10 protein-coding genes are annotated in these 12235 nt (G+C 64.3%); 1 reads left to right on the top strand and 9 read right to left on the bottom strand.

Annotated elements, in window-relative coordinates; all coding sequences use genetic code 11:
* The 3 genes from EC845_RS10645 to EC845_RS10635 form a co-directional block, all read right to left on the bottom strand.
* On the bottom strand, positions 1-2589 hold a 2589-nt coding region (locus EC845_RS10645), incomplete at its 3' end, for a filamentous hemagglutinin N-terminal domain-containing protein (RefSeq protein ID WP_123297920.1).
* Positions 2590-2610: 21 nt separating this feature from the next.
* Positions 2611-4338: a ShlB/FhaC/HecB family hemolysin secretion/activation protein gene (locus tag EC845_RS10640; RefSeq protein ID WP_123297918.1), complete on the bottom strand. Its 1728-nt coding sequence runs from the start codon at positions 4336-4338 to the stop codon at positions 2611-2613.
* A gap of 546 nt (positions 4339-4884) precedes the next feature.
* Positions 4885-6084, bottom strand: a complete 1200-nt coding sequence (locus EC845_RS10635) for an MFS transporter (RefSeq protein WP_123298103.1) — start codon at positions 6082-6084, stop codon at positions 4885-4887.
* Between the two features lie 96 nt (positions 6085-6180).
* Between EC845_RS10635 and EC845_RS10630 the strand changes: the two genes are divergently transcribed.
* On the top strand, positions 6181-7149 hold the full coding sequence (locus tag EC845_RS10630; RefSeq protein ID WP_123297916.1) for a LysR family transcriptional regulator: 969 nt from the start codon (positions 6181-6183) through the stop codon (positions 7147-7149).
* 60 nt (positions 7150-7209) lie between these two features.
* Here the strand turns inward: EC845_RS10630 and EC845_RS10625 are convergent, their stop codons facing one another.
* From EC845_RS10625 to hflC, 6 genes are all read right to left on the bottom strand, one after another.
* The gene (locus EC845_RS10625; protein WP_123297914.1) at positions 7210-7632 is read right to left on the bottom strand and encodes a universal stress protein; all 423 of its coding nucleotides are present in this window, start codon (positions 7630-7632) and stop codon (positions 7210-7212) included.
* Between the two features lie 165 nt (positions 7633-7797).
* Positions 7798-8322 (bottom strand): phosphoribosyltransferase, encoded by a 525-nt coding sequence (locus tag EC845_RS10620; RefSeq protein ID WP_123297912.1) that lies wholly within the window; start codon positions 8320-8322, stop codon positions 7798-7800.
* Between the two features lie 85 nt (positions 8323-8407).
* Positions 8408-9739, bottom strand: coding sequence for an adenylosuccinate synthase (locus EC845_RS10615; RefSeq protein WP_123297910.1), 1332 nt, complete (start codon positions 9737-9739; stop codon positions 8408-8410).
* Positions 9740-9793: 54 nt separating this feature from the next.
* Positions 9794-10963: an ATP phosphoribosyltransferase regulatory subunit gene (locus tag EC845_RS10610; protein WP_123297908.1), complete on the bottom strand. Its 1170-nt coding sequence runs from the start codon at positions 10961-10963 to the stop codon at positions 9794-9796.
* A gap of 96 nt (positions 10964-11059) precedes the next feature.
* The gene (locus EC845_RS10605) at positions 11060-11248 is read right to left on the bottom strand and encodes a DUF2065 domain-containing protein (RefSeq protein ID WP_123297906.1); all 189 of its coding nucleotides are present in this window, start codon (positions 11246-11248) and stop codon (positions 11060-11062) included.
* A gap of 88 nt (positions 11249-11336) precedes the next feature.
* On the bottom strand, positions 11337-12227 hold the full coding sequence (gene hflC / locus EC845_RS10600; protein ID WP_123297904.1) for a protease modulator HflC: 891 nt from the start codon (positions 12225-12227) through the stop codon (positions 11337-11339).
* Positions 12228-12235: the final 8 nt, after the last annotated feature.

The following is a 12235-nucleotide window of genomic DNA, read 5'->3' as shown; positions in this document are numbered from 1 at the left end:
GATCTTGCCGGCGTTGTCGTAGGTGTGCGTGCCGATGTCGACCAGCCCACCCTGGCCCAGGATCTCGCCTGCTGCGCGGTTGTGCAGCGCCTCGGTCGTGACGGTGACGTTGCCGCCTTCGATGCGGCCGGCGTTGTCGAGCGACTGCCGCGCCTTCAGCGTCACGTTCAGCGCTCCGATCTGCCCCGATGGGGTTGCGGGTGCAGGTGCGGAAGAAGAAGCAGCGGCCTTCTTGCGATTGACGATCGTCTCGGCATCGATGGCCAAGGTACCGTCGGCCTCGATGGCGCTGTCGAGGTTGCCGACGTTGCCGCGTGCGTCGATGTCCACGTCGCGTGCCACGATGCGTGATTGCGTGGTGTTGTCGACGTTGGCCGCATCGATGGCGAGTTTGCCCATGGCCAGCATCAGACCCTGCTCGCGGTTGACGACGTCACCGCCGGTCTTGATCGTGAGGTGGCCTTGGGTTCCCGCGGCATTGGCATTGGCCGCACCCGGGGTAGCGCTGGTGCCTGTCGCAACAGGGGCACCGGCGATGCCCGCCCGCAGCGTACCGCCCTCGTTGCGCAGCGCCTGCGCGTCGAGGGCCACGTTGCCGCCCACGATGCGTGCGCCCTGGCCGTTGACGAGCGCGCCGCCAGCCGTCACGCTCACGCCGTCGCCACCGTACAGCAATGCGCCTTCATCGTCCCCTGTCTGCGTCGCTGTCTGCGTGGGTGCAGACGTGGCCGCGGGCTTGGGCGCAGCCTGATTCGTCACCCCACCCTTGGCCTTCACCGTCAACGTGCGTTTGGCGTAGACCAGGCCCGCGTTGTCCAACGCCCCCGCCGTCTTGAGCGACACCGAATCGCCCACCAGCCGCGCGCCCTCGCCGTTGACCAGCCGCCCACCCGCTTCGAGCATGAGCTGCCCACTGGCCTGCATCGAGGCCTTGTTGCGGTTGATCACCGCCCCCTGGATCTTCAGCTCCAGATCGCCCGCTCGTGTCTTGCTGCCCGCCACCACATCGGCATCGTCCTGCGTCAGCGACTGCGCCGTCAGGCTCACCTCCTGCCCCGCGATCAGTCCGCCGCGTGTGTTGAGAATCGCACCGCCGGCCACCAGCTCGACGCCGCCCTGGCCCTGCACCACGCCGCCGTCGTTGGCGATCTCGCGTGCCTTGAGCTTCACCTGCTTGCCCGCGTACACCGTGCCCGCGTTGTTCACATCCCCCGCCACGACCGCCGAGACCTTGCCGCCGATCGCAGCCAGCACGCCCCCGCCCTCGTTGCCCAGCGCCCCGGCCTTCAGCAGCAGATCATCCCCCGCCCTGATCGTGCCGCCCTTGCGGTTGTCCAGCCGCCCCGTGGCATCGATGCTCATCGACTCGACCGCCTGCAGCGCCCCGCTGTTGTCGACGCGGCCCGCCTGCACGGCCAGCACGCGCTCCGCGACGATCTTGCCCCGGTTGTTCAACGCCTGCGCCTCGAGCCCGATGCGCTCGCCCGTGATGCTGCCGTCGACGGCCAGCTCGCCCCGCGCCAGCACACTGACCGTATCGGCATCGAGCCGCTTGCCCGCCGCCACGGCGATGCCCTCGCCCTCGAGCCGCAGCCCGTCCTTGGCATACACATCGGCCACGCTGAGGTCGCCGGCCGCCGTGATGCGCACGTCCCCGGTCGAGGCAACGACACCCTGGTGGCGCACGCCCAGTCCCGACTCCGTGCTCACGAAGCGGATCATCCGCCCGTACATGGCCCCCAGCGTGCTGCCGTCGATGGCCCACACGGGCGCGCCCTCGCCGCCGTCGGCCAACTTGTAGAACGAGCGGCTCGCGGGGTTGTAGCTGTTGAGGCCGGCCACGACCTGGATCTCGGCGGTGCTGCCGTGCGAGGCCACCAAGGCGTTGAGCCGGATGGCCCGGGCGACCAGGTCGAAGTAGCTCAGTCCGCTGGTGTTGATGCCGCTGCCCTCGACCGTGATCTGACCGCCGCGCACGTCGAAGCGCACCGTGCCGTCGGCGTTGAGCTGCGGGCGCCCCGTGGTGAGCGTGAGGCTGTTGAGGTTGACGCTGGAGACGCCGTTGCCCACGATGCCGCTCTCGTTGGCGATGAACACGTCCATCTTCTGGTTGCCGAAGCCTTCGAGGGCTCCGCGCAGTTGGCTCGGGGCTCCGCCGTTGACTTCGAGCAGCGCACCGCGGGCGGCCGGGCCGTTGCCCAGGTTGCCGTTCTTGACGACAAAACCGCCGATCTGCGAGATGCCGTCGGTTTGACTGTTGTTGAGGATCAAGCCGCGCGCGTCGACATCGAATTGCGTGAACTTGTTGTGCGAGATGCCTTGGCTTCCCGGCGCGACGATGTTGACGACGGGCACGCCGTTGGCGGCCTGCGAGATGCCGGCGCGCTGGCCGGCCGACGCATTGCCGTCGACCTCCAGCCCCGCTTGCGCCATCGCGGGCAGCAGGCCCAGCGTCGCCATCACGGCCGCCAAGGCCTGGGTGCCCGGCCCGCTTCGGCTGCCCTTGCCGCGTGCACGCGTCACCGGCGATACCGCCACCCACGTACCCACACGGGTGCTGAAAACAAGTTTGTAGAGATTGCTGTTCATGATTTCAATGTTCTTTTCGATTCAGAATCGGGCACTGAGGGAGGTGTAGAAAACGGGATCGCGTTGACCTTGAGACGGCTTCACGTACAGCGGAAAGCCCCACATGGCCGACCACTGGAACGCACCTGCGCTGACATCGAGACCGAGCACGCTGCCGGTCAATCGCTGCCAGCTCGCATCGGGGCCGTTGCCGCGAGCCCAGCCGGAATCCAGTCCCATGCGGACGGTGACGGTCCTGACGAAGTAGCGGTCGATCACAAAAGGGAAGTCCTGGCCCAGAGACACATAGGCCCCCTTGTCGCCAGAAATCGGGGTGTCCTTGAAACCCCGAACCGAGTTCTCGTCGCCCAGATAGAGCTTGTTTTTTCCAAGCAGGCGATCGTTGCTGTATTGAAGACCGGCACGCGCGTTGTAGACCACGGACAGGCCCGCCAGCTTGTCGGGTCTGCGCCAGCTGAGATTGCTGTTCAGGACCTGGAAACGCGTCTGCGCTGCAGTGTCCGAAGCAGGCCGTGTCCATTCGCCCTGAATCCAAGGCACGCCGCGCGTCCAGCTCAGATCCGCATACACAGCGCCGCCGGCCGCCAGAAAGGCATGGCTCATGCCAAGCACCAACTGCGAATAGGGCTTGCTGCTCACATCGATCAGTTGACCCTCGAAGAAATTGGCGTTGTTCTTGCGCCCCAGTTCGGCCCAGACCTGCGTGCGTCCGACCTGATTGCGCGCGAGCACCCGTCCGACTCGCAGCCGCCAATCATCCAGACTGCCCGTGTTGCGGTATTGACCGAATCTCGCGGCAAACTGCTGTTCGGTCTGAACCCTTGCATACGACAGGCTCGTGGTCCAGGCGCCATAGGGAACGCGGTACGAAACGTTGTAGCTGTTCTCTTTGTCCGGCACTCTCCGGAACAGCCGCCTGCCATAGCCGAAACTCAGTTCGTCGTTCAGCGGCAGCAGATCGGACACCGACAACTGCAGCGTGTTCTTGCGGGTTCCATCGCGGCGTTCGCTGCCCGAGTTGTCCATCATGGACGAGCCGCTGAGCACCCGTTGTTTCTGGATCTGCACCGCCAGGATGGAAGCACCCGGCGCGTCGGCCGGCTTGACCTCCACGGTGGCCGTCTTGCCGGTGGTCGACAGGTTCTCCACCAGTTGATCGATCTGGCGGATGTTGAGCACCTGCCCCTGCCAACCGGGCAGCGCCGCTTCGACACGAACCTTGTCGATCACACCCGACAACGGCTCGCCATTGAGGGTGATGCCCGAGATGCGCCCCCACACCACCTGCACATGCAGGATGCCCGAGGCCAGGTTCTGGCCGGGCAGCGTCACGATCGTGGTCACGAAGCCACGCGACGCGTAATCGTCGTTGAGCTCCTTCACCAGGTCCACGACGTCGTTGAGCGTCAGCGAACGTCCTTCGTATCGGCGCATAACGGCCAGACTGCCGGCGCTCGGCGCATCGTCGTCGTCGAGCACGATGCGCTCGATCGCATAGGCCACCTGCGGCTCCTCGCCGGCACTGCGTGACGCGGGCAGTACGGCAGGTGCAGGCATGCGCTGCGTGTCGCGCAGATCGAGCTGCCGTTGCAGTTCGCCGTCGATGGCCCGCTGCTCGAGCGTGCGTTGCTGCGATTCAAGCGCTCGATCGGCGGCGTTCGTGTTGGGGTCTTGTGCCTTGCTCTGAACGGGCATCAAGGCCATGCTCAGGAACAAAAGGGGGCCGAGAGGATGCACGGCGAACTTCATGATGGGACTGTTTGATCTGGTGGGTTTCGAAATCGCCTTTGCGACGGTCGATTGCCAGACCCTTCAGTGAACACCGTCCGCCCTCGTTCTCGGCAATGCTGCTTCGATCAGAGCGACGACAGTTCCGGCAGGTAGATCAGACATCGACGGGAGCCAATGTAGGATTTAAAAATTCCCGAAACTGGCAACATTTCCCGTCTCGCCCAGACCTGAACCACCCCCTCCATCACACCGGATAACGCATGGAATTCATGGCAGAAAAAAGCTTCGCCACACCCTCTTCAGAAACTGCTGAAAACGGAAATTCATGCTTGTTTTCAACGGTTCATGCATTTTTCACACGAAACATTGCCTCTCTTTCCCGGCGTTCCAGGCCGATATTTTTCTGCATGAGAAATGCCTTTGCTCCGGCATTCAAATAGATATCAAACAATGTCAAAAAAGAAAGGCAAAGAATTGTCCCGTTATGTCAACCGTATCCATTAAGACACACTTCCCTCCAAAACAGCCATCCATACACCGGCGCCCCATGGAACAGAGAACCGACTAAGTTCGCAGGCGAACCACCAAGGCAGCGGCACTGCTCAAGCTGGCCACGGCCACCACGCCCATCCAGCCCCAGGCTGCCAGCGCCAGACTGCCGAGCAGACCGCCCATGGCCATGCCGACAAAAACACCCCCCATCAACACGGCATTGAGCCGGCTGCGTGCAGCGGCATCCAGGCCATAGACCAGCGTCTGGTGCGCCACCAGCGCAGCCTGGATACCCAGGTCGAAGCCCACCGCGCCCGCGACCAGCAACGCCAGTTGCAGATGCATGGGCAACCAGGGCGTCAGGGCCATGGCCGCAAAGGACAGCAAGGCCACGGCCGCGCCCAGGCGACTCACCCAACCCGGACCGCGGCGATCGGCCAGTCGTCCGGCCAGCGGTGCGGCCAGCGCGCCTGCAGCGCCGGCCAGACCAAAAGCGCCGGCGGCTGCCGAACCCAGATGAAACGGCGGCTGATGCAGCATCACCGCCAAGGTCGACCAGAAGGCACTGAAGCCCAACGACAGCAGCCCTTGCGCGACCGCCGCGCGGCGCAGCACGCCATGCTGCCGCCACAGCGAAGCCAGCGTGCCCAGAAGCCTCGGGTAACCCAGTTGCGTGGTCGGTGCAAAACTCGGCAGACCGCGCCAAAGCGCTGCGCCCAGAAGCGCGATGCTGCCGGCCGCCGCCACAAACATCGCACGCCAGCCCCAGTACTCGGACACCGTGCCGCTGATCACCCGCGACAGCAGAATGCCCAGCAGCAATCCCGTCATCACCATCCCGACCACCTTGCCGCGCCTTGCAGCCGGCGCCAGCGCGGCCGCGGCGGGAACGATGTCCTGCGCCAAGGTCGCCATCAGCCCGACCAGCAGACTGGCCGCCAGCAGCCAGCCGACGGACGGCGCGACGGCCATTGCCATCAAGGCGGCACACAACAGCACCGACTTGACCAGAATCACGCGGCGGCGATCGATGCGGTCTCCCAGTGGCGCCAGCAGCAGAATGCCCAGCGCGTAGCCCAGTTGCGTCAGCGTCGGCATCCAGCCCACGGCCGTGGCATCCGCATGGATGTCGCCAGCCAGCACGCCCAGCATGGGCTGGCTGTAGTAAATCGAGGCCACGGCCAGGCCCGCACCGGTGGCCATCAGCACGACACGCGCAGGCGACAGATCGGACAGCTGTTTTTCTTCATGCATGACAGGAATGGAAGACATGTTCAAAACTCGTTCAAATGGAATGGAGCGAATTCTGATCTTCGGGACCATGCGTGTGTAGAGCCATCCCTTGCAGTTCCGTTATACGATCGGCGCATGACCAACCCTGCACACCCTACTCTTCCCGGCACCGATCGCATGATGCTGATGGAGACCTTTGTGCGCATCGTCGAGGCGGGCAGCCTGTCGGCGGCCGCCGTGCAACTGGGCGCCACCCAGCCGACCGTCAGTCGCCGGCTGCAGGCACTCGAGCGGTCGCTGGGGGCCCCGTTGCTGCAACGCTCCACCCACGCCATGAAGCTCACCGAGGATGGCCGCCGCTGCTTCGACCACGCCAAGCGGCTGCTCGAGGATTGGCAGCTGTTCGAGCGCGACATGCGCGGTACCCAAGAGGAGGCCAGCGGCATCCTGCGCGTGATGGCCCCGCATGCGTTTGGACAGCATCAGTTCATCGATCCGCTGGTCGCCTATCTCAAGCGTTACCCCCGCATGAACGTGGAATGGCTGCTCAACGACCGGACGCCGGACTTCATCGCAGAAGACATGGACTGCGCCCTTCAGATCGGCACGGTCAGCGATCCATCGGTCGTCGCCATTCGTTTGGGGGAAGTGCCCCGCATCGTCGTTGCGGCCCCCGAGCTGCTGCCCGACACGCCGCCGCCCACCCATCCACGCGAACTCGCCGGATTGCCCTGGCTGGCGTTGCGGACCTTCTACCGCGAGCACGTGACCCTCACCCATATCGGATCCGGGACCAGCGACACCTTCCCCATCCAACCGAGGCTGTCCACCGACGGCCTGTACGCCATACGCAACGCTGCCCGGCTGGGCCTGGGCGCCGCCCTGGTCTCGAGTTGGGCCGTCACCGAAGACCTGGCCACGGGCGAACTGCTGCACCTGGCTCCGCAATGGCAGGCTGCGCCCTTGCCGGTCTACCTGGTCTATCCGCCCGCCCGCTTTTATCCCGCGCGCCTGAGCCGCTTCATCGACACCATGCGCGAAGCGCTGCCGTCCATCGTTCAGCAGGCCATGGACCGACCTTCGCACAGCAAAAAGCCGCTGTGAAGCGGCTGGGTCGAGGGCCGTGAACGCGGCTGCGCTGCAACCGCGTCATGCAGGGCGGGCTCAGCGCACGATCAGCACCGGCACCTTGCATTCGGCCAGCACCTTGGTGGCCACGGAACCGATGATCAGGTTGCCGAGCGCGCTTTTGCCGTGCGAGCCCATCACCACCAGGTCGTAAGCGCCGGCCTGCGCCACGTTGGCGATCACCTGCCCCGCCGATCCGGTCTTGACCACCCGCTTGCTGGCGATGCCGCGGCGAGCCAGATGCGTCTCGACCGGCTTGAGCACGCGGTCGGATTCTTCCGCATAAAAAGTCGTCACGGCCTCTTTGCCCAGCGCGGCGCGTGCACGCGGCGGCAATTCGGGTTGAACCGTGAGCAAGTGGTAGTCGTGATTGGGGGTCAGCAACCCGTCATGCGCGGCCAGATAGGCCAGCATCTTCTTGGTGTAGGCGCTGCCGTCGACAGCCAGTAAGATTTTCATGTCGTCTCCAGTGAAGTTGCCAGGGGATCAACGCAAAAGAGGCACGAATGTGCCTCTTCTTCGTTGTACAAAGTGTAACCCTCGGGTTCACTTCATACCTTGCGCTGGATCAGAAAGCGGGATCATCCGACACCGCCAGCACCCTGTCGACGCCTTTTCACGACATCACAGTTTCCACTTCTCGAGCAGTTGCTCCGGTCCCGTGCTGTCGTAGCCTTCGAAGGGCTGGTGGATCCAGGGATTGGTCGGCAGGTCTTCCACCGAATAGTCCGGCGTGAAAATCGAGACTTGTTTGGTCCAGATCACCGCACTGCGCAGTTCGGTGATGGGGGCGTACTTGTTGCGCAGCAGTTCGATCACCGCCTTGAGCGTATGGCCCGAATCCGCCAGGTCGTCGACCAGCAGCACCCGGCCGGCAATCTCGCCCCGGGGCGTCGTGATGAAACGGGCCAGGTCCAGATGCCCCTGCACCGTACCGGCTTCCGCACGGTAGGAACTGGTGGACATGATGGCCAGGGGTTTGTTGAAAATCCGGCTCAGGATGTCGCCGGGACGCAAGCCACCGCGCGCCAGGCAAAGAATGGTGTCGAACTCCCAGCCGTCCTGATGGATCTTCAGCGCCAGCTTCTCGATCAGGTTGTGGTATTCATCGTAGGACACGTACAGGTGCTTGCCATCTTCGGTCAGCATCGGGCTTGCTCCGTCTTGTTGGTGGGGTCAAAGAAACAGACGGGGGCGAAGACACTCGGTCTTCTTACCCCCATCGGAAAAGCGATCAGGCAGACAGGAAAGGATGCTGCATCATGATCGTGTGATCACGGTCGGGGCTGGTCGACACCACGGCGACCGGCACACCCGTCACGTGTTCGATGCGCTGCAGGTACAGGCGAGCGGCAACCGGCAGCTTGTCGTATTCGGTCACGCCGACGGTGGAGTCGCTCCAGCCTTCCAGCGTTTCGTAGATCGGTTCGCAGCGCTCGATGTCTTCGGCAGCCTGGGGCAGCAGGTCGATCACCTCGCCGTCGAGCTTGTAGCCCACGCACAGCTTGAGCTCTTCGATGCCGTCGAGCACATCGAGCTTGGTGATGCACAGGCCCGTCAGGCCGTTCACCTGGGCGCTGCGCTTGAGCAGTGCGGCGTCGAACCAGCCGCAGCGGCGGCTGCGGCCCGTGGTCACACCCTTCTCGGCACCGACGGTGCTGAGGTGATAACCCACGGTGCCGGGTGTATCCCAATCGAGTTCGGTGGGGAAAGGACCGCTGCCCACGCGGGTGCAGTAGGCCTTGGTGATGCCCAGCACGTAGTGCAGCATGCCCGGACCGACGCCCGAGCCTGCGGCGGCATTGCCCGCCACGCAGTTGCTCGAGGTCACGAAGGGGTACGTGCCATGGTCGACGTCCAGCAGCGTGCCCTGGGCGCCTTCGAACAGCAGGTTTCCACCGTTCAGGTTCAGTTCGTTGAGTTCGCGCGACACGTCGGCGATCATCGGACGGATCTGCGCGGCCTGCGCCATGGCTTCGTCGTAGACGGGCTGGAACTCGACCGCCGGTGCGTTCAGGAAGGTCGTCAGCACGTGGTTGTGCAAGGCCAGCAGATCACGCAGCTTCTGCGCAAACCGCTCGGGATGGCGCAGATCCTGCACACGCAGGGCGCGGCGGGCGATCTTGTCTTCGTACGCAGGGCCGATGCCACGGCCGGTGGTGCCGATCTTGATCTGGCCACCTTGCTCGCGTGCCTGCTCGCGGGCGATATCGAGCGCGCTGTGGAACGGCAGAATCAGCGGGCAGGCCTCGCTGATGCGCAGGCGGTTGCGCACTTCGACGCCGGCTTTCTCGAGCTGCGCGATTTCCTCGAGCAGCTTCGTGACCGACAGCACCACGCCGTTGCCGATGAAACACTTCACGCCGGGACGCATGATCCCGCTGGGGATCAGGTGCAGGGCTGTCTTCTGGCCGTTGATGACCAGGGTGTGGCCGGCATTGTGGCCACCTTGGAAGCGGACCACGCCCTGTGCGTACTCCGTCAGCCAATCCACCAGTTTGCCCTTGCCTTCGTCGCCCCATTGCGAACCGACGACAACGACGTTTCTTCCAGATGTTGTGCTCATGACAGACTCAATTCCTGATTGATGCTTGCTAACCATTGATAGACAGGGGCGGCCTCAGGCCGCGCGGACGATCCATTGACCGTCGTGCTGGACCAGCACGCGATCGCATTCGAATTCATCGATTTCACTTTCGTGGCCCGGCAGAACGCAGACCACGGTTTCGCCGCTTGTGCGCAGATGGCCGATGGCCGCCTGCAAGGCGGGTTGCTGGCCCCAGGGCGCACGGATCGCGGCCCGCAGCGGCAGGCGCGGTACCACCCGCACCAGTTCCTTGACGTCCAGGCTGAAGCCTGCGGCAGGCCGGTTGCGGCCAAACACGGCACCGACCTCGTCATAGCGACCGCCACGCAGCAGCGCATCGCTCGTGCCCTGTGCGTAGATGGCAAAACGCATGCCGCTGTAGTAGCCGTAGCCCTGCAGGTCGGCCAGATCGAAGGACACACGCACGCCTGGCTCGGCACTCAGCGTCTTGGCCAGCACACCCAGTTCGTCGAGCGCGTGCGACAGCACGGCACTTTGCGGCAGCACGCGGCGCGCTTCGTCGAGGATGGCGGCATCGCCATACAGATCCAGCAGCGCCAGCAGGCCATCGCGCGAAGAGGCGGGGAAGTCGCGTGTCAGCGACCGCAGCCGTTCGCGGTCCTTGACGGACAGCGCGGTATAGACCTGTTCGAGCACCTGTGCGTCGACCATCACGCCGGCCAGCAGCGAGCGCACGATGCGCATGTCCGCCAGATCCAGCACCATGGGCGGAACCCGGGTCTGGCGCATGCATTCGAGGGCCAGTTGCAGCACTTCCAGATCGGCCTCGAGTCCGGCATGGCCGTAGATCTCGGCGCCGAACTGAAGCGGATCGCGGGTCGCGTGCGGACCGCTGGGACGGGTGTGCAAGACCGGTCCGCAGTAGCAAAGGCGAGTCACGCCCTGACGGTTCAGCAGATGGGCGTCGATGCGCGCCACCTGAGGCGTGGAGTCGGCGCGCACGCCCAGCGTGCGGCCCGACGACTGATCGACCAGTTTGAAGGTCAGCAGATCCAGCGCCTCGCCGCTGCCGGTCAGCAGCGACTCCAGATACTCCAGCATGGGCGGCATCACCAGCTCGTAACCATAGGCACGAGCCGAGTCCAGCAATTGGCGGCGGAGATCTTCGATATGTCTTGCCTCGGAAGGCAGGACATCAGCGACGTGATCTGGCAACAGCCAGGTCGAAGGCCAGGCAGACATTGAATTTGTGGGGGGTGTTAAAAACGTGATTCTACCGGGCCAAGCACCCGGGTCGGAAAATGACCCGCCAGAGCGCGGGTCGGCGGCCTGCCTGGATCAGCTCAGGAACACGATCAGAAGCAGTCCTGCCACCATGCTGCCCAGCCCGACCATCCTCAGGCGGGCATCGTCCATCTGGCACAGGCGAAGCATGGTTTCACGCCACGCAGACGGCGAAAGAAAAGGCAGCAGGCCTTCGAGAACGAGCACCATCCCCAGGCCCAGCAGCCAGACATCCCAGCCCATGGCTCAGCGGCTCCCGGAGATCTGACGCGTGCAGGACGGCCACGCGCCTGCACACCGGGCCGATGCCCGGATGGCGGCCTGGCGCATGTCAGCGATTGCCGGCTGACGCCGGGCTGCGCATGGCCTTGAAGAAGTCGCTGGAGCCATCGATCACCATCACGTCGTTCTTCGTGGAGAAGCTCTGGCGATAGGCATCCAGGCTGCGATAGAACTGCGCGAACTGGGCGTCCTTGCCGAAGGCGGAGGCGTAGGTCGAATTGGCCTGGGCATCGCCCTCGCCCTTGATGGCCTGCGCATCGCGATAGGCCTGGGCCACGACCACGTCGCGTTGGCGATCGGCGTCGGCCCGGATCTTTTCGCCTTCTGCCGCACCCGTCGAACGCAGCTCGTTGGCCACGCGCAGACGCTCGGCCTGCATGCGGCGGTAGACCGCACCCGTGATCGCCTCGACATAATCGACGCGTGTGATGCGCACATCGGCAATGTCGATACCCCAGGCACTGCCCGAACTCACGCGCTCGGCCACTTCCTGCTTCACGTCGGCCATCAGCGAGTCGCGCTGGGTGGACAGCAGCTCACGCACCGTGCGTTTGTTGATCTGTTCCTGGAACGAGTCGCGGATGATGCGCGAGAGCTGGTTGGCGCCGGCCATTTCGCTCACGCCCACGTTGCGGATATACAGTTGCGGATCGGTGATGCGCCAGCGCACATACCAATCGATCACCACGCGCTGCTTTTCGGCCGTCAGCATGGGTTCCGCATCCACGCTGTCGAGCATGAGCAGACGCTTGTCCATGAAGGTCACGTTCTGGAACGGCGGCGGCAACTTGAAATGCAGGCCGGGCTGCGTGATGACCTTGCGGATCTCGCCCAGTGTGTAGACCACGCCGAACTGACGCTGGTCCACGACAAACACCGTCGAACTCAACACCAGCAGAGCCAGCAGGACCGAGGCAACGACAAAACCGATTCTGTTCATAAATCAAA

The organism is Comamonas sp. BIGb0124 (assembly GCF_003752175.1).
In the GTDB taxonomy this organism is placed as follows: domain Bacteria; phylum Pseudomonadota; class Gammaproteobacteria; order Burkholderiales; family Burkholderiaceae_C; genus Comamonas_F.
Note: the sequence above shows the minus strand (reverse complement) of the source record. Positions and strands in the feature narration are given on the sequence as shown.